Annotated in this window: 13 protein-coding genes; 1 reads left to right on the forward strand and 12 read right to left on the reverse strand. The window is 34.9% G+C overall.

The genetic code is table 11. From position 1 onward, the window contains the following. Nucleotides 1-89: 89 nt before the first annotated feature. The 6 genes from uidA to GHD00_RS18575 all read right to left on the reverse strand — a co-directional run bounded on the left by uidA (nucleotide 90) and on the right by GHD00_RS18575 (nucleotide 8,773). Nucleotides 90-1,883, reverse strand: a complete 1,794-nt coding sequence (gene uidA, locus GHD00_RS18550) for a beta-glucuronidase (protein ID WP_163539699.1) — start codon at nucleotides 1,881-1,883, stop codon at nucleotides 90-92. Between the two features lie 99 nt (nucleotides 1,884-1,982). Further along, nucleotides 1,983-3,623: a response regulator transcription factor gene (locus GHD00_RS18555; protein WP_163539700.1), complete on the reverse strand. Its 1,641-nt coding sequence runs from the start codon at nucleotides 3,621-3,623 to the stop codon at nucleotides 1,983-1,985. A gap of 5 nt (nucleotides 3,624-3,628) precedes the next feature. Continuing rightward, nucleotides 3,629-5,425 (reverse strand): cache domain-containing sensor histidine kinase, encoded by a 1,797-nt coding sequence (locus tag GHD00_RS18560; protein WP_163539701.1) that lies wholly within the window; start codon nucleotides 5,423-5,425, stop codon nucleotides 3,629-3,631. A gap of 106 nt (nucleotides 5,426-5,531) precedes the next feature. Next, a complete protein-coding gene (locus GHD00_RS18565) occupies nucleotides 5,532-6,887 on the reverse strand; it encodes an ABC transporter substrate-binding protein (protein WP_163539702.1) in 1,356 nt (451 codons plus the stop codon). A gap of 64 nt (nucleotides 6,888-6,951) precedes the next feature. Beyond that, complete coding sequence (locus tag GHD00_RS18570; RefSeq protein WP_163539703.1) at nucleotides 6,952-7,785, reverse strand: carbohydrate ABC transporter permease; 834 nt, start codon at nucleotides 7,783-7,785, stop codon at nucleotides 6,952-6,954. A 19-nt stretch (nucleotides 7,786-7,804) separates the two neighbouring features. Then, nucleotides 7,805-8,773: a carbohydrate ABC transporter permease gene (locus tag GHD00_RS18575; RefSeq protein ID WP_163539704.1), complete on the reverse strand. Its 969-nt coding sequence runs from the start codon at nucleotides 8,771-8,773 to the stop codon at nucleotides 7,805-7,807. A 317-nt stretch (nucleotides 8,774-9,090) separates the two neighbouring features. Here GHD00_RS18575 and GHD00_RS18580 point away from each other — a divergent pair, with 317 nt between their 5' ends. Next, the gene (locus GHD00_RS18580) at nucleotides 9,091-9,720 is read left to right on the forward strand and encodes a YesL family protein (RefSeq protein WP_163539705.1); all 630 of its coding nucleotides are present in this window, start codon (nucleotides 9,091-9,093) and stop codon (nucleotides 9,718-9,720) included. A 223-nt stretch (nucleotides 9,721-9,943) separates the two neighbouring features. Here the strand turns inward: GHD00_RS18580 and GHD00_RS18585 are convergent, their stop codons facing one another. The 6 genes from GHD00_RS18585 to GHD00_RS18610 all read right to left on the reverse strand — a co-directional run bounded on the left by GHD00_RS18585 (nucleotide 9,944) and on the right by GHD00_RS18610 (nucleotide 18,419). Then, a complete protein-coding gene (locus GHD00_RS18585; RefSeq protein ID WP_163539706.1) occupies nucleotides 9,944-11,020 on the reverse strand; it encodes a Gfo/Idh/MocA family protein in 1,077 nt (358 codons plus the stop codon). Nucleotides 11,021-11,071: 51 nt separating this feature from the next. Continuing rightward, nucleotides 11,072-11,932: a sugar phosphate isomerase/epimerase family protein gene (locus GHD00_RS18590; RefSeq protein ID WP_163539707.1), complete on the reverse strand. Its 861-nt coding sequence runs from the start codon at nucleotides 11,930-11,932 to the stop codon at nucleotides 11,072-11,074. Next, a complete protein-coding gene (locus GHD00_RS18595; protein ID WP_346427674.1) occupies nucleotides 11,929-12,942 on the reverse strand; it encodes a Gfo/Idh/MocA family protein in 1,014 nt (337 codons plus the stop codon). The genes GHD00_RS18590 and GHD00_RS18595 overlap by 4 nt, the downstream gene beginning before the upstream one ends. A 16-nt stretch (nucleotides 12,943-12,958) precedes the next feature. Continuing rightward, the gene (locus GHD00_RS18600; protein WP_163539708.1) at nucleotides 12,959-14,116 is read right to left on the reverse strand and encodes a Gfo/Idh/MocA family protein; all 1,158 of its coding nucleotides are present in this window, start codon (nucleotides 14,114-14,116) and stop codon (nucleotides 12,959-12,961) included. 893 nt (nucleotides 14,117-15,009) lie between these two features. Continuing rightward, complete coding sequence (locus GHD00_RS18605; protein WP_163539709.1) at nucleotides 15,010-16,647, reverse strand: transglutaminase domain-containing protein; 1,638 nt, start codon at nucleotides 16,645-16,647, stop codon at nucleotides 15,010-15,012. A 356-nt stretch (nucleotides 16,648-17,003) separates the two neighbouring features. Further along, nucleotides 17,004-18,419, reverse strand: a complete 1,416-nt coding sequence (locus tag GHD00_RS18610) for an S-layer homology domain-containing protein (RefSeq protein WP_163539710.1) — start codon at nucleotides 18,417-18,419, stop codon at nucleotides 17,004-17,006. Nucleotides 18,420-19,051: the final 632 nt, after the last annotated feature.

A 19,051-nucleotide genomic window follows, 5' to 3' on the forward strand; every position in this document is an offset into this window, starting at 1 on the left:
TGCGGCAGCCTAGTTGCACGTAAAGGATCCACTTTAATGAAAACATATACTTGTGTGTACTTGGATATCCCAAATACACACACATACCTTTAATTCTTGTAACCGAAGTCCGGAATATTTGTCCAACGTTTTTTCAAATCAAACGCTACCCCTTTTGGTTTGCGTTCGCGTGTAAAGATACCTTTTTTATTACCTTGTACACGAACGATACCTTGACTTGTTTCAAAATCTGCAAAATTCCATACCTGCTCACCAATAAAATTATCAAATTCATCAAATACTTCATGATTCGCACGATAATATTCCTTCTGATACTCCTCTGTAAACATCACCGCATCTACGTCATGAAGTCCTGCTACAGTATCAGCCCCATATTCGGTAAACATGATTGGTTTATCTGGACAACGTTTATTCCAACCTTCTAATTCTTTGCGGAGGTAAATTTTAGCAACGTCTAAATCTCCTCCATTAAGATACCAACCATAATAACGGTTTAATGCTATTACGTCGATTAATTCTGCAACCTTGTCATCCTCAGGTGTCGACTCGATTAATGTTACAATCGTTACAGGTCTAGTCTGGGGATCTAGTTCTTTTGTTAATTCAACTAGAGGCTTGAAATACTCATAAGCTCCATCTTCGTGAGCTGCAGGCTCATTTGCAACAGACCACATTACAACAGATGGGTGATTTTTATCCCTTGCAATTAATTCTCGGATCACATCTTGATGATGTTCAAAAGTTTGAATCTCTTCAAAGGTTTTCCTGTTCTTACCGTCTGACATTAATGTTGCCATAAAATTCAAGTGAACACCTACTGCAGGTGTTTCATCGATAACAACAATCCCTTCACGGTCAGCTAATCGCATAATTTCTTCCGAATATGGATAATGGGCTGTACGGAAGGAATTCGCTCCGATCCACTTAATCAAGTTAAAATCCATTACATGAGATGCTTCATTAAATCCACGTCCATGAATAGGTGTGTCTTCATGTTTACCAAAACCTTTGAAATAGAACGGCTTATTATTTATTAAGAATTTCCCGTCTTTCACCTCAACTGTGCGGACACCAAATGGTTGTTCATAAATATCTTCACCATTATTCAAATCAATGCGCAGTGTATATAAATAAGCATTCAATGGTTCCCAAAGCTTCACATTTTCAATGGTCAGTCTACCGCTTTCACCTGATCCACTTGCAACTTCTTTCCCATCTTCATCGATAACCGTAACACTTACATTCTCAGAAGAACTTGACACATCAACCTGATAATCTATCAATCCTTGATTCCCTTCAAAATCAGTGGTGACGGTTACATCTTTTACAAATGTTTTAGGTGTTGTATAAATTTTAACTGGGCGGTGAATACCTGTATAGTTAAAGAAATCAAAGTTAGGTGAGTTACGAACTACTTTCCCTAATCCGTCTACTTCTTTTTCGTTATATAAACCTACCGGTAGTGTTGATTCATCTACTATATTATTTACTGCAACAGTTAAACGATTGGAACCCTTTTTAACAACGTCGTTAATCGCTATTTCAAACGGTGTAAAACCACCTTTATGTTCCGTTACTAACTGTCCATTAATAAATACCTTGGCAACATGTGTTGCAGATCCAAAACGTAATACAACACGTTCGTCTAGCATATAATTTGGTACAGTGAAATCCCGTTCATACCATATCCATCCAACATGATTACGTAATTCTCTTGTAACAGCTAAATCATTATAAGATGCTGGAACCGCCATTGGCATTGTATCTTCTAATGGTTTCTCATTCCATTTATCAGTTAAACCATTTCCCTGATCTATTTTGAAATTCCAAACACCATTTAAGTCTATTAGTCCACGTGTTTCTGTAGTTATTGGGTATAACATGCCTATCACTCCTTAAATTATTTGTCGAATAAACTAAAAAAGCTAAACATAACTATATTCCATAGGTGACCATACCAATTAATTTGTTTGGTGAACAAATTAATCTAGTTCTATCTTATTTATAGGTTTATAGTCTTCCTTATATTTGTAACTTTTAGGTGAAATACCTGCGAATTTTTTAAATGTCTTTAAAAAATAGCTCTTGCTGTCAAAACCTAGCTCTAATGAAATTTGTTCGACTGATTTCGTACTATTATCTAACCACTCCATTGCTTTTTCCATTTTTATCCTTGTAACATATTCAATAAAAGTTTCCCCTGTTTCTTTTTTGAAGAGTCGACTAAAATAACTCGGGTTCAAATGCAAGTGAGAAGATATATCTTTTAAAGTAATTTTTTGATCAAGGTGAGAATAAACATACTTTTTCGCTTTGACGATTTCTTCATTTTTGGAAATAGAATCTATTTTCTGAACTTGATCCATATATTGATGGAAAATATCCATTAGCAATGATTGTAACTCTTGATAATTTTCTGTCTCTTGCAACAGTCGGCTTGTCATCGAATTAAATGACTGATTTTCAAAATGCTGTAGTGCATTCAAACTAATTTTAATATCCAACGTTAACTTCATTGCCCAGTCTTTTATCGCTTTCGGCGTATGTTGTTCCATTTTAATTTGTTGTAACTTGTCAGCCAGCCATTGGATCACTTTTTCGTTATCTCTATTCAAAATGGAAGTTTTTACCTGGTCCACTTCATCAGCGTAATGTTCAAAAATGGAGGCTTCTTGATAGTCCATCCATTCAAAATATTGAATCGTTCCGTGTAGATAATAGAAACGCTGTTCTTCATTCTTTATCAAATCTTGTATTGATGCTATAAGTCCGTCGCGTTGTTGACATCCGGGATGGATAACAGATGTCATGGATACCCCTAAATAACTTTTTAGTTTACCTTGGATTTCTTCCAACGCTGAATCGATGGTACGTTGAACGATTGATAATTTGTTTGAATTCGAAGGAAAGAGAATAAAGAATTTTTTGTGCAAATAAAATATTTGCACATCTCGTTGATACTTAGTAAGTACTTCTTCCATTACATTATTGATACTAAATTGAAGTAATGTTTCATTTTCATAATGAGTAATCGCTTCATTAAACTGATCAATATAACAAAGAACGACGGAATAGCTTCCATGTGAAAAGTCCATATCTAATAGCTCTTCTTGCTCTTTCCACCATTCATCCTGTTTGACATAGGACTCATGGATGATCTTTTCAAGAAAGCTAGATTTTAAAGACATATTATTCGTTTTCATAAACTTCTTGATTTTGTCTTGGTAATCAACTTCTTGTTTTGTTTGATCTAGCGTTTCCTTTAACCTACCCATCACCTGGATAATATCTTCTTCTTCCATCGATTCTTTCAATATATAATCAAACGTGTTTAATTTTAGCGCCTGCTGTGCAAAATGAAATTCATCATGGCAAGATAAAACGACATTATATGATGAGCTATTCTGCTCTTTTATTTTTGAAATTAATTCAATGCCATTCATATGTGGCATACCAATATCTGTAATCAATACATCATATGAATGCGAAATCAAAAATTCATAAGCATGTAAACTATCTTGAAAAGACGCAATAACCTCGAACCCAGACTCCTCCCAAGGAATCATCTTTTCTAAAAATTTTGTAACAAGTTTATCATCATCTACTAATACTACTCGATACATACTAGTCACTCCTTCTCAATAGGAAGATAAAAGGTATAAGTTGTTCCAATGTTTTCTTCACTATCAAGTTCCATTGAAAATTGATCACCATATATCATTTTCATTCTTTGGTAGACATTTTGTATACCAATCCCGGTGAATGATTGATGGTTTTTAGTCTGACTGCTCGACTCCGTTTGAAAGATCTTTTCTCTTATTTTCTCTAGCGTTTCTTCTGACATGCCAATTCCATCATCTGTAACTTGAAGTTTTAAAAGCTTCCTATCTAATATAGAACCATTTATGACGATTGATCCTTTTCCTTCATTATATCCATGTATGACGGCGTTCTCAATGACCGGTTGTAAGAAAAATCGAGGAACTTCGACTTTTTTAGCATCTGATTCAATATTTATCATCAATTCTACCTCATGTTGATGACGAAAATTCATCAGTCTTGTATAATGTTCGATAATATCTAATTCTTCTTCTAAACTAATAAATGGATTATTACGATTGATCGTCATTCGCAACAAAGAAGACAATGCATGAATTAATTCAGCACTATTTTTGTCTCCTTGTAATTTGATCTGTAACCTAATAGCATTCAGAACATTAAATAAAAAATGCGGATTAATTTGAGCTTGTAACATTTCTAATTCAGCAGTCCGTTTTTCTTGTTCACGTAAACGAATCTGTTCAATCATTTCTTCCACCGTATCTAGCATGTCATTAAAAGAATAGCCCAGCTTTGCAATATCATGGTTACCAGATAATTTAGCTCTCCTAGTTAAATCACCTTGCTCTACTGATTTTGTGACAGTATTTAATTCGGACAATGGTTTCGTTGCTTCGCGAACCAATACGATTAAACCAATTAAAAATAATAATAGTAGTGCCCCTTGAATAATAATCGTTGTTCTTGTCATTGTATTAATATTTCCGATTGTATCTTGATAAGGCACAACACTTACTAGACGCCAATCAGAATATGAAACAGGATGACTGACTAAAAAATAGTCTTCATCATTTCGTTTCACAATTTGATAATCATTTGTGTTGACATCATACGGTAATGTTTGGGTGATCATTGCTTCATCCACACTTGAGTAAACTTCTCCATCCTGATCGGTTAAAAAATATTCAGAATTAGTATCTTGTTGGTAATTCTCTAAAAGGGATCTTATTAGTTTTTCACGAATACTTATAATTAAATACGCATCATATTTGGTTGTTTGTTTTAAATTATTACCGAAACTAATCAAATATGGATCCTTGTCTTGGTCTGATGGAATATAAGTAGGATGAGCTCCAATCCATAATGTCTGATAAAAATCAGACACTTTTAACTCCTCAAACCAAGGCTCTTCATAGAATTTTAATGGATCAAATTCACTATAAGGATAGTTCATATAAAAAAGATCATTGCTAAATAAAATAGTAAAGTAAGTTGGTGGTAATAAATCAGTTATACTTGATAAATGATTAGACATTTCTATAAAGTTCAAAGCAATCTCTTGATTAGCTTGTGGTGATTCCGAATTAATCGCTTGATGTTGTTTCATGATTTGATTAAATCTTGTATCAAATTGGATATAATTGGACGCATACATTACGTCATCTAAAATATTTTGTAGGTTTACTTCAATCAAACGTAGTGACTCATTTGCTTGCTTAACTGCACGTTCCTCCAACACATCTTTCGTTAAATAATTTGAGACAAAATAGGTAATAATCCAAGGCAATAAAATACAAAGGATGACCGCAATAATTAAACGACTGCGCAAAGATAATTGCTTTAACTTTTTGAATAATTTCTTCATTTTATGTTCACCACCGAATATAAGAAAAGCGCAAGAACGTTTCTTTATCACTTATATAACTAACAATAAAGAGAGGGGTGTTCCCTCCCTTTATTTTAACATATATTTATTGATTGGATTCTACTACATTCTGAATGCGTTCTTTCACATTTTGCATTGTAGTGTCTAAATCTTGATCACCAAGTAAATATTTCTCGACTTCTGTACTATATTCAGTATGCGCTTCCGTTATATATGGAGCATCAGCATATACTTCTATCGGCTCAAATGAGCTGACAGAATGAATGAATGATTCAGTGTGTATTGCTTCAGGTTTAGGTGTATTGGACGCTACATTCTCAACTGCAGTATCTAATTCAGCACCTTTCCAAGACGGTACCCATACCTCTTGTTCCATAATACCTTCTGTCGACATCCAACGGATAAATTCATACGCTTCTTGTTTATGCTCGGAAGATTTAGCAATACTTAAAGCATCTCCACCAACAAAACCATGCATCGAGTCAGTTTCTTCATTTTGTGGCCAAGGTGCCCATGCAATTTCAAAATCAGGTGTGAATTGACCCCATTCCGAAAGCATGTAAGAACCAATTGGAACCATACTTGCAGCCTCTGTGAAGAACTGTTGACGATAATCCATTTGCTGAGAAAGTATATCCGAAAACGGTACGGAGCTTTGATCTTCATTTTCTAATGCATAACGCAGTTCCAATGATTCTCGCACTAATGGATCGTCGGCATTTGACGTTCCATCTTCTTTTATAATTCTGTTATCTCCTTCTGGTTTACCAAAAAATTTCACTAAAGAGTGCAAATCATGCCATACATGCAAATATGATCCATAATGATCATCTGTTGTTAATTGTTGTGCATATTCACGGTACTCTTCCCATGTCCATTCTGTTGGGATTTCCAACCCTGCTTCATCCAAATGATCTTTATTTAGCATAACTAACATTGCTACTTGCTTCATTGGAATACCAAAATATTCTTCATTAATAGCTGGATAACCATTCAAATATTCTTCATTAATATCAATTCCTTCATCATCCAAGAATGGGTTAAGTGGTTCCAATAATCCTGCATTGACACGTTTTGCTAAGTCACTTCCATTACTAAACATTACAATATCAAGATCTTCTCCTGCAGACGCCATTAAATCTAGCTGTTTATAATAATCAGCTGTATTCATATTTTCTACTAATGGCATTGATTCAATATTAATGCCCGGATTTTGTTCTTCATATTTTTCGATCACAGGCTCCCAGTTACCACTCTCTTCATTTACCCAGTGCACAAAACGTAGAGTGATTTCCTCTTCAGTACTTGAATCACCACCATTATCATCATTTCCTGTGTCTGTGCCGTCACTAGAACTATTGTTTTCTCCACCAGAGCACGCTGCTAGTAACAGAAAACCGACTAACATAACAACTGATAAAATACTCCAACGATTCCTCATTTTTCTTTCTCCCCTTCTTATTGAAATTTATTTATAGTAAACCATACATATGGATACTAACTACTTAACCTTTCACACCACCAAGTTGAATCCCTTCAATAACTTGCTTCTGACCTATTACGAAAATAATCAATAGTGGAATGATTGCCGATACAGATGCAGCCATCATTAATGAATAAATACTGCCATGTTCATCAGCGAAGCTCGAGACCCCGAGTTGGATCGTATACAACGCCTCACTTCTTAAGAAAATTAAAGGGTATTGAAAGTCGTTCCAAGTCCAAATAAAGCGTAAGATCGCATATGTTGCAATCGCTGGTCTGACTAATGGCAATGCTATTGATGCAAATATGCGGAAGTGACCAGCGCCATCCATTCTCGCAGATTCGATAATTTCATTACTAACACCTAGATAAAATTGTCGAAGCATAAAAGTTCCAAATACACTAAAACTATTTAATAGAATTAATCCAGTATGTGTATCGTATAAGCCCAACCAACGATAAAGTAAGAACTGTGTTACTAATAATGTTTGTGGCGGTATCATATATGTTGCCAATACGATTATAAATACTAAGTCTCTTCCTTTAAAGTTAATTTTGGCAAAACCATATGCTGCAAGACTTGAAACAAATACCGATGTCAATGTTGTTAATACCGTTACTTTAATCGAGTTCCAATATAACATTAAGAATGGCAATGATCCGGTCCATACTTCATGATAATTTTCGATAGCATTCCATGTATTTGGTATCCATTGAATCGGGAATGTCAGCACTTCTTCTTCTACTTTTAATGAAGCTGATACCATCCAAAAGAACGGCGCCATAAACAATATCCCAATAAGGGCCATAATAATGGTCATTGTTAATCTTCTAAAATCAAAACTTTGTGTCATTTTGTCTCCTCCTCCCTTATCAATAGTTCACCCATTTTTTCTGTCCAATAAATTGAAGGTACGTAATCACTAAAATAATCACAAACATTACTAATGCTATCGCTGAAGAATAGCCTGTTTTTAATTCTATAAATGCTTGTTGGTATAAATAAACCACTGGAATATTTGTCGAATTCGCTGGACCACCTTCTGTTAAGACGATAATCAAATCGAAAATTTTAAAACTAGCTATGAGTCCGGTTACAAATAATAGGAAAGTTGTCGGTGAAACAAGTGGTATCGTTATTTTCGTAAATTGATACCAAGCAGAAGCACCATCAATTTGAGCTGCTTCATATAGTTCTTTTGGAATATTTTGCAAACCAGCTAAATAAATGATTAAGTTAAAACCGATACTTGTCCAGATCAGAATGATCATAACAGATGGTAATGCATACGTTGTATCTGCTATCCATCCTGGTGGATTATCAATTCCTATTGACATGAGGAATTGGTTAACCGGTCCTTCAGATGGGTGAAATAATACTCGGAACACAACAGCCACCGCAACCACACTAGAGATAAATGGCATGAAGAAAATTACTTTAAATAGATCTTTAAAAAATATATATTTGTTAATAATGACAGCAATTCCCAAAGAAAGGATTAAGGTAATCGGGATTGCTATTAAAACGATAAAGTTGTTTCCTAAAGATTTTAAGAATACATCATCATTAAATAAGGCAATAAAATTATCAAACCCTATAAATGATGCATTCGCATAACCCGATACAAAGTTCCAATCGGTAAAACTTAGTGCTAACGATGCAACTATTGGAAAGATCACTAAAATAGATGTACCGATGAACATTGGTGCAATAAAAAGCCATCCTGCTAAACTTTCTCGCCAACCACCAAAAGGATCACTGGTCTTTTTCTTTTTTTTCCTTTTCGATTTGGCGGAGCGTTCTTCTTTTATTTTTGTATCCGCTCTCACTTCACTACTCATGTAATTCACCTCTCTGTACTAAATTGTAAATTCATTATAAGTTAAGAAATCGTTTACAACAATCGACTATATTTACGCGAATGAAAAAATTTTTACTAATCCTGTTCGGTTGAATATATATGGCTCAAACCCTTTAGTAACAGTCCCTTTTCTAGCTTATTCGCTTAAAATAGTGTTATATGGTTTTGTTTAATCGATCCGCATCTGCTTTTGAAAGGAACAATTTTTACTTTTTTCGATAAAATTTTTACTTTCTACTTATTAACAGCGCACATCTTCTATAAACATGATATATTTTTAAAAAAGGAGGAATTTCTATGCAACTAGGAGCTTTTTCCGGTGCCATCTACACGTTTTGTACATGGTTTTATCGATTAGCTTTTATCAATGTTCTGTGGATTTTATTCACGATTCTAGGACTTGGGATCTTCGGTTTTTTCCCGGCAACTATTGCGATGTTAGCTACATTGCGACAATATATCAATCAGCAAGAGGTAGCTGTATTCCCGACTTTTTGGCAGTATTATAAACGAGAATTTATCCAAAGTAATAAGCTTGGTGTGGTCATTATGGCGATTGGGTTGATTCTCTTTATCAATATACAATTTATCCGTACAACCGATATTGCTATTTCAGAATTTATCTACATCTCTGCGATTATTATTAGTTGTTTTTACTTTTTAGTTATTTGTTATCTACTTGCCTCATATGTAGAATTTGATTTAAATGTAAGAACGCATATCAAAAATTCGATTTTAATCGCCATGTATAATCCTTTAGCTAGTTTATTTATTATTTTCGGATTTGCCGCTGTCTATTATGCTGTTACTTTTATCTCTGGTCTCGGTATCTTTTTCAGTGTTAGTATTTTAGGAATGGTCATCTTATCCTCCGCTAAACTTGCCTATCGCAAAATAGAGAAAAAACAATCCGCCCTGCAAACCTGAAAATATCATTTTCACACAGTAAAGAACCCTATAAAGTAGACTTTTATGAAATCTCTACTCTATAGGGTTCTTTTTTTACTTAGCAGGTTAGGTAAAATCCAAATCGGTAAGCATTCTGAAATTTGTCAGTATATACATAGTTCAACGATAAATACATTACTCTATTAATCGAAGGATTCTGCCAGAGCGGTAGACAAGCACTACCTATAAAAAGAATAGAATGCTATTCCGTTACTTTCATTGCTTTTTCTTGGGCAATTAAGCATAATTCCGCAGCTTTAAATGCATGTTCTTGTGTCATCGCGTTTTCTGTGCGATGAATGCAGTCTTTGATTAATTCACCAAAGAATGGGAAACCAACTTTTCCTTGTAAATCATAGTGTTTCTCTCCTTCTTTGTTGACAAGATACAGTTGATCGCTACCTTTGTCCGTTGCTATGTCTACGTATTTACGAATCTCAATTGTTCCTTCTGTACCTACAATAAACGTTCTTCCATCTCCCCAAGTACTTAAACCATCCGGTGTGAACCAATCAACACGGAAAAATTGCGTCGCACCATTATCTCCTTTTAATGTTGTATCCCCATAGTCTTCTAGTTCTGGATATTCTGGATTATCATAATTTCCTACTTTACTATGAAGGATCTCTGCATCATCACATCCAGCATAAAATAAAAATTGCTCAATTTGATGACTTCCAATATCACAAAGTATGCCACCATACTTTTCTTTTTCAAAAAACCACTCTGGACGAGCTGGTGCATTTAAGCGATGCGGTCCAAATCCAGTCACTTGTATGACTTTACCAATTGCACCTTGTTCAATTAAATCCCCAGCAAACACTGCACTTTCTACATGAAGGCGTTCACTAAAGTACACCATATATTTTTGCCCTGTTTCTTGAATGACTTTTTTTGTTTCTTCCAGTTGTCCCTTTGTTGTAAAAGGTGTCTTATCCGTGAAATAGTCTTTGCCTGCACGCATAACACGATTACCTAAAGCACTGCGCTCAGATGGTACTGCCGCTGCTGCAACTAGTTTTACTTCCTCATCTTCTAACACTTGCTCTAATGACTCAGCTTGCTTTGCTTGCGGGAATTGTTCTAAAAATTGATCCACTTTCTCTTGGTCAGGGTCATATACCCACTTTAATGTAGCACCAGCTTCTACAAGACCATTACATTGCCCATAAATATGACCATGATCAAGTGCTGCTGCAGCGATGACAAATTCACCTTCTTTTACAACCGGATTTGGCTTGCCTTTCGGTGCATAATTCATACCATCTGCTTTACCCAATTTCTTTACACTCCTTTATTACTTTTATGCCTGTTTCCATACACTGTCTGATTAAAACCAGTCCGCATAACCCATTTTTCTTAAATTTTCTGCAGAATCATGCAAGCAATCAAATGGATCACGGCCATATGTATCATCTTGTTCGATTAGAAAATACTTTGCTCCCGCTTCTAAACTAGCATCGATGATAGCAGGAATGTTGAGGTTTCCTTCGCCAACTTCAGCAAATTCAATCAAATTCACAAATTTATTAAAAAAAGCTGGCATGTCCTTTAAGTCATCATCTGTTACATTCAATTCGCCGATACGATAATCTTTAAGATGAATCAAATCTACTCGATCTTTGTATTGCGTAATGAAATCTACTGGATTTACTCCTGCCCGCTGAATCCAGTGAACATCTAATTCAAAGCCTAGTTTACTCGTATTTTGTTTCATTAAATCTAGTAGGAAAGTGCCATCATAACGCTGAAACTCAATATGATGGGTATGATAGTACAGTTTTATTCCTTCTTCAGCAAGTTTAACTGCTGTTTCCTCGGCCCGATGAATGAAATCCATGATCTTATCTTTATCTCCCATGATTGAAAAGGGTAACATACCTATTCGAATAAAGTCACAATCTAAAGCTTTACAATCAGCGACAATTTTGTCATAGTGATCCGTCAAGTTTTCTTGTTTAAGCCCTGGCATCCTAGGCTCAAGTGGTGCAGTTATAGCCGTAATATCTATACCAAAATCATCACTTGCACGTTTTAATTCACTCACATTTTCACTCGTCATTGGAATTTGTGATACTTCCACAGAGCTAAAACCTAAATCATGTAATTTTTTCATTGTTTCATAGGCACCTATTTCTTCCACTTTTCCTTTTAGCATCATCATTTGAACACCAATTTTACCTTGTGTCATTGTAAAACCCCCATTTTCATTTTTTTCTTTACTTCTGATGACTTGTAAATCAAATCGATCATTTCCATTGATACATGCGCATCTTTCACACGAATATAATTGGATCCATCTTGTTTTATCTGTTGATAAAATTGATCAATTAATTTAGCATGACTAGCACCGTAATAAAATTTAGAGCCAGGTAGCTTTTGATCTTCGATGATAACTTGCTTTTTTCCATCTTGATCTGTAAGAGTTAAGATACTATCCTTCACGGTTAATCTTGCGTTTTCTAATAACACTTGAAATTCAACCGAATCATTTTCAGCATTTGATAAGGTCGCAAAAAATAATCCTGTCGCACCACTTTGGAAGTGAATATGTGCAGTAGCAGTATCTTCTATATCTAACCCGTAATCTAATAAGCGATCTACCGACCCACGAATAGACTTGATTTCACCTCCGAACAGCTGTAACAAGTCCAATGTATGAATCGATTGGTTAATCATCACACCGCCACCAGCTGTATTCATTGCACCACGCCATGGTTTGCTCTCATAGTAGGACTTAGGACGACGCCATGTCACAAGTCCTTTTAAACCAAGCACCTTTCCGTATGTTCCACTAGCAATAATGGATGCAATTTCTTCCATCGTCTCATTTAAACGATTTTGCAAACTTACGCCAATCTTCACATTTGGGTAGTCTTTTTCCAGTTTTACTAGAGCACGGCTGTCGTCCATATTATGAGCAAGTGGTTTTTCCAAAATAACATGTATATCGTTTTCTGCCGCTGCTTTTGTTACCGGATAATGTAGGTGATGTGGCAAACAAATATGCACACAGTCTAAATCTGCTTCCGTCAACATTTCATGATAATTAGTGTAAAATGGTATGTCTTTTACCATGTTCTGTTTGGATTCATCAATATCACACAATGCAACAAGCTGAGTATTTTCTTGTCGCTTAATAGTAGACAGGTGAATTGTTGAAATATCTCCAAGTCCGATAACTCCTATTCGCAACACCATTTCACACCTCCTTTTTTTAAACCTTTAATCCTTGTCTCTCTTGCTCTCTTCTTTTATTTAATTCTTCTAAATATTTATCTTCGTCGATTGGCAATGCAACCTCTTCTTTTAACCAACTGGATAGGTGCATCGCATTTGCAAGCTCTACACCTTTAATCCCGTCACTACCAGGTGCAACTAGTGGAGTGCCATCTAGAATATTTGCTGCAAAATTCTCTAATACTGCTACGTGTTGACCTCCCCAAACACTTTCAAACTCTAACACTTCTTCTTCAAAGATAGAGCCAGGACCCTCACCTTGGAACAATTTCATCACGTCTTGCATGTCCATGTTGTCGCTCATTTCTTTTTCAGGTGTGTTCAAGCGTTTGATTGATACTTTCTTGCTATCATCGACAACGATTTTTCCTTTATCACCATGGATCTCTAAGCGGTCTGTACCCATGACATCGTGTGTACATGTGATGAACACACCTGTTGCACCATTACCATAATCGAATACAGTTGTTACATCATCTTCTACTGGGATATTACGCTGATAACCATATTGTGCCTTTGTGTACACTTTTTCCGGCATTCCACACATCCATTGTAATAGGTCGATTTGGTGTGGTGCTTGATTAACTAATACACCACCACCTTCACCATCCCATGTAGCTCGCCAAGATCCTGCATCATAATAACCTTGCGGGCGCCACCAAGTAGTAATGATCCAATTCGTTCTTCTAATTGCTCCAATCTCATCGTTGTCGATAATTTCCTTCACTTTTTGATATAGTTCATTTGTACGTTGATTAAACATAATCGCATAAGTTAGTTCGGGTTTTGTTGCTGCAAATTCATTGATTTCTTTCACTTGTTTCGTATATACACCTGCAGGCTTTTCAAGTAATGCGTGCACATCACGTTTTAAAGATTCCATTCCCATTTCAGGGTGTAGATAGTGTGGGACACAAGTAACGATCGCATTAACATCTCCACTTTCCAACATGTCGATATAGTCATCATAAAAAGGCACACCTGGAAATTCTGTTTCGGCTCTTTCTTTCTTTTCTGGATCATTATCGCAAATTGCTCCAATTTCCATGTTCGATATACGACCTTCTTTAATAAAGTTCGCATACGCTCCACCTTGTTGACCTAGTCCAATGATACCTAATTTTACTTTTGTCATTACTCATCACTCCTTATATATATATCAAGGCGTTTCTGTCGGTATTGTCTTCAGTTTGAAAAACCGACCAAATTATGAAACGTTTTCAAAATCGCATTCATCTGCTATCTGATGAAGTTATAAAATACCTCAAGCCCCCAATACTTCTAGAGGAGTGGCCTTTTACTTTACCAACTTGTCCTTGCAATTGATAATTCACCATTAACTGTTCACCCATTTTTATCACCTTTTTTGATTTACAGAGTAAATTTTATTGTATATGCTAAGATAATAAAATGCCTATCATTGTAAGATTTTCGTTATTTTTTGACTCATAGTGCATTGGATTTGCTTTTCTAGTTATTGTGGTATCAAAAAGAACTAAATCAGGGTAATCACTTCACCTCTTTTTCTAAATTGTGATTTTATTGTAGAATTTGTATCCATTTACAACAATGAACTATCTTTACTTAAACCATAATATTTTTACCAAAATAATAAATAGATTTTTTTCTATTAATGTTACCTTTATCTCAGGGCTTGGTATTTTCTTCAGCGTTAGCTTACTAGGTTTGGTGGTATTATCATCTGCTAATACATCTTATCGAAAGGTAAAACTTAAAAGGTGTATCGCTTGATTGGCGATACACTTTTTTGCTTGTTAGAAAATTATATGATATGACATGCGATGAATTGGAAGAAGTAATTGATGAAGACGTCATACTAAAAGAAGGAGTAAGCTCAAATGGCTTACTCCTTCTTTTATAGTTTTTAGTTTTAAAAGCTACATATGAATAAAGAAAAAAATTTTGATTTGTCATCTATTCTTGTTACAAATGAACTTTGAACACTGGCCTACTCAACACTTCTGTTTTATCATACACGTGATCAACAATTTTCTCTGTGATTCTTCCCTAATAATATCTTATTATCTTATGATTATTAGAAAATACCTCTAAAGTAGGATCAAAATAACGATGTTTAATATTACCTTTTAAATATTCACCATTTTCATATTTATTACTAGAATCCCATGTTGTATCTAGAATGATCCACCTTCCATCAACAAACGCCTCATTCCAAGCATGATTGGAATCATTATGGTTTACTTCATCCCATCCTTTACCATCTGTACTAACGCCTAAAGCAAAACCGTTCACTAACTTAGCAGGAATGTCTAATGATTGTAATAGAGCTTCTGTCAATTCCGCATACCCTTGACATACGGCACGCTTTTTATCTAATGTTGCGATTGCATCCTGTTTTCCATAATCACCTGAATAAAAGGCATCATAATCATAATAAATATTATCAGACACCCAATCATGTATCGCTAGTACTTTTTCATAATCACTCGTAAGTCCTTCCGTAATTTCATTTGCTAAGTCAGAGATCCTCTCTTCCTCTTCTTCTGACCCTAAATTTAATTCTACATAACTATTTTTTACCTCTTGTGATGAATCGAACATTGTGACATTGTTGTCGTAAACAGGAGATTGAGGAAAAAATAATTTATTTTCCTTTTGGTAAAGAGGAATACCCCAATGAAAGCCGGGATAAGAACCATATCTTTCTGTACTTACATAAGTATCAATTTCGTATTCTCCTTCAGGCAAATCCATATGTATACTCCCACTAAATTCACCACTACTTATTTGGACTAAACTACTTTCCATTGTTTTTCCGCTTTGATGATTCACCTGAAACCATAACCATTTATTATTGCTAATTGTTTCTCCATAAAATTTGATCGTATTAGAATCAATTAGTTCAATATTAAAATAATCATTTGAATAGTTTGAACTTTTGTAAGTATTAGAACCTTGATTGGTATCCGAAGTTCCTTTATATTTATCTACTACTTGATCGACATTTATGCTTTGTTCTTTGGCATCTAGGAAACGAGCCAGAATAGCTGCTGTGTGAGCTCTTGTAACATCATCTTCTACCAAGTAATAGCCATTGTCACCATTAATGATTTCAGCACTTTTTACGAGTGCGATATAAGGTAAATCTTCTTTTTCCATTTTATCTTTATCTTTAAATGGGACATCAATGGTGTCTAGTTGTTTCAAACCTTCGAGTGCATCATTCCAGCTAGAACTATCTTTCGCCAAGGCTTTCGCAATCATTTTCCCTACATCTAAACGACTCATTTTTTGTTTCGGATGAAATCCGTCTGGATACTCATTTAAATCAATGATACCTAAATCTACTAGTCTATTAATGTGAGGTTTTGACCAATGTCCATCTGCAATGTCAGAATGTTTAGTTTCTGCTTCAGCATCAATTAAACCAGACAACATTTTACTTACGTGTGCATTGGTCACCTTCCCACCAGGCTTAAAGGTTCCGTCTTGATATCCACTGACTACCCCTTTATCTACCATTAAATCAATCACACTTTTCGCCCAGTGGTCTTTAATATCACTAAACGAGCCATTCTCATTCACTTTTGCTTCTACAACGTTAGGTGAATGAAGCAAACCACCTAATGGCTGCGTTAAACTTACGGTTAATAATGTTGCTCCAATTATTATTAGTTTTTTCATAAAAACACCCCTTGGTACAAATACTTCTTATAAGCTGGAATTGGAATTTATTCACTTCCCAAGCACAAAAAACACAATACGAATATTATGTTTTTGATATAGATTATATTTTAGCAAGAACCAGCACACATGTCTATTGAACTATTTCTATTATAGTAAAATTGTATTATTTTATTTATTAACGCAATTCCACATAACCATTTGTCAATATATTGCCCTATTAATCTACACGATACAGTAAATACTTTGATAGTTTTTATTCATCTTTGGTAACATCCCTTCACACAATCCTATAGCCTGTACACATGTCAAGCATGAAAAAGACACAAAGATACTATCATCTTTGTGTCTTATTATTATGATTCTACTTCTGTTAAATATCGATAAAGGAATAAAGCAAAATGTTCCCGCTTGATCGGGTCATTCGGTTTAAAACTACCGTCCAGATAACCAGTTGTGATTTCGTTAGCTGCTAGTGTGTTAATATAACCTTGAGTCTCTGGATGCATGATATCAATATCATTAAATTCCTTGTCTGTATCTCCTTCTAATTCGTATGCTTTGACCATAATTTTTGCCATTTGTGAACGAGTTAAATTCCCCGCTCTGTTAAAGACTCGGCCATCGTCTTGTCCATTAATAAATCCTAACCGCACTGCTTCAGCAATCGCATCATAGCCATAAGTTGTGGAGGTTATATCTTCAAAGCCAGGATCTGGAGCATCTGTGTTTTCATAATCTATACCTAATTCTCTCAGTACCATATGAACAGCTTGCAATCTCGTTACATAATCTTTAGGTTTAAAGGTGCCGTCTTCTTGATATCCATTAATAATATTAAACTTTGTTAAGTAGTAAATCTCATCCTCATAAATATGGATATCACTAAACCGGGTATATTCAATAGGTTGATCTGATAAATATGCTGAGGTAATATATCCTTCTTGGGTGCCATTGGAAACCTTATAATAAACAAAGTCATTATATAAGCTACTAGATTCAATAGGTTCACTGATAATTTCCCATGATGTATTTCCTTCTACTTTTATTGGATCAGAATCGGAAGGTGCATTTTTCCTAAAGTTGACATCTCCATCTCTTCCATCTACATAAACGGTGTCGCCTTGTTCATACATTTGTCTAGATGATGTTCTAACATTTGTTTCATAGTCACGTCCATCAGCAAAAACAATTAATTCACTATCCTCTTCATATTTCAATTCGAATTTTGGAAATAAAAAGTATGGATGTGAAAATTCTAGGAAGGAAGATGAGCCAATACGATTAAACACCTTTTCTGCATATGCAGTTTTCGGATGGATATTAGGATCATTTCGCTCCGACAAACCGTTATACGCCATAACGGCAAAATACCAATTCTCTAGTGTATCACTCGAGTTATCATTGATAGATGGAATATAGCTTAAGTTTCGCTTATTTTTCAGCACTTTTGCCGCTATCTCAATATTATAATCGATATCCGTTTTTAACCGTTCCTCGTCTACTTCTAAGTCAATATTATCAGGCGTCACCTGCATGACTCCTATACCGCCATCATCCGATATATTAGGCTCCCCGTCTTCATTAAAATGCTCATAATCGGTTTCGATAAACGAAATCGCTTTTAAAACTTCGGGCGGTACCTCCTCCTCTATTGCAACACTCGTAATCTTTTCTTTTATTTCAGCTACTGATAGATTACTTGCTTCTGCATATGTAACAGGTGATAGCAAGAAAAATATTAATGCTGACAATAATAATCGCCTCTTCATCTATTAATCGCTCCTTTCTATGATCGTAACTCTATTGTAGTATAAGTTTTTGGCAAATACTAGTAGATTACAATAAAGGTTATTTACCCTTTGTGTAATTGAATATATTCTTCTTTGCTGTATGAAACATGCTTAACTAAAAGTAAATTGACAAGGCTTCTGCTATTCCAATAACATAGATTGAATATTTTAAACATTAATAGGTTTGTTTCAACTATTGCAATAGGGCCTGTCGATTCTTCGGTTAAAAGTGAATCCAACATTAAATATCGGAGATGGAATATATGCGCTTGCCGAAACCACATTATAAAACCCTGTTAGGAAAATCCTAACAGGGTTTTAATCAGTCATTCGACATATTTCGGGAAGTGACAGGTACCTCACCTTTTTCTATTACCGGATTTTAGCAATAATCTTTTACTAATTTTAGTAGATTACTAGCTGTTTTTAGTCTCGGATAGACTTTTTGAAGGCGACAATGATGCGAATTTATTCATTTTTAAAATGCGAAAATACACTAATAAATTGGCTTTTTGATGGGTTAATATCAATAATAGAAGTTACCTGTAACTGCTAAACTAAAATAGTCAATTATTGCTCAATAAGATTGAACACTTTTCGCCCAAAACATT

The organism is Gracilibacillus sp. YIM 98692, assembly GCF_010993965.1.
Taxonomy (GTDB): Bacteria; Bacillota; Bacilli; order Bacillales; family Amphibacillaceae; genus Gracilibacillus.

Excerpts from the sequence above, each read along its gene's own strand:
- uidA (WP_163539699.1), bottom strand. The coding sequence starts at position 1,883 with ATGTTATACCCAATAACTACAGAAACACGTGGACTAATAGACTTAAAT.
- GHD00_RS18605 (WP_163539709.1), bottom strand. The coding sequence starts at position 16,647 with ATGAAAAAACTAATAATAATTGGAGCAACATTATTAACCGTAAGTTTA.
- GHD00_RS18600 (WP_163539708.1), bottom strand. The coding sequence starts at position 14,116 with ATGACAAAAGTAAAATTAGGTATCATTGGACTAGGTCAACAAGGTGGA.
- GHD00_RS18595 (WP_346427674.1), bottom strand. The coding sequence starts at position 12,942 with ATGGTGTTGCGAATAGGAGTTATCGGACTTGGAGATATTTCAACAATT.
- GHD00_RS18610 (WP_163539710.1), bottom strand. The coding sequence starts at position 18,419 with ATGAAGAGGCGATTATTATTGTCAGCATTAATATTTTTCTTGCTATCA.
- GHD00_RS18565 (WP_163539702.1), bottom strand. The coding sequence starts at position 6,887 with ATGAGGAATCGTTGGAGTATTTTATCAGTTGTTATGTTAGTCGGTTTT.
- GHD00_RS18590 (WP_163539707.1), bottom strand. The coding sequence starts at position 11,932 with ATGACACAAGGTAAAATTGGTGTTCAAATGATGATGCTAAAAGGAAAA.
- GHD00_RS18580 (WP_163539705.1), top strand. The coding sequence starts at position 9,091 with ATGCAACTAGGAGCTTTTTCCGGTGCCATCTACACGTTTTGTACATGG.
- GHD00_RS18555 (WP_163539700.1), bottom strand. The coding sequence starts at position 3,623 with ATGTATCGAGTAGTATTAGTAGATGATGATAAACTTGTTACAAAATTT.
- GHD00_RS18575 (WP_163539704.1), bottom strand. The coding sequence starts at position 8,773 with ATGAGTAGTGAAGTGAGAGCGGATACAAAAATAAAAGAAGAACGCTCC.
- GHD00_RS18570 (WP_163539703.1), bottom strand. The coding sequence starts at position 7,785 with ATGACACAAAGTTTTGATTTTAGAAGATTAACAATGACCATTATTATG.
- GHD00_RS18560 (WP_163539701.1), bottom strand. The coding sequence starts at position 5,425 with ATGAAGAAATTATTCAAAAAGTTAAAGCAATTATCTTTGCGCAGTCGT.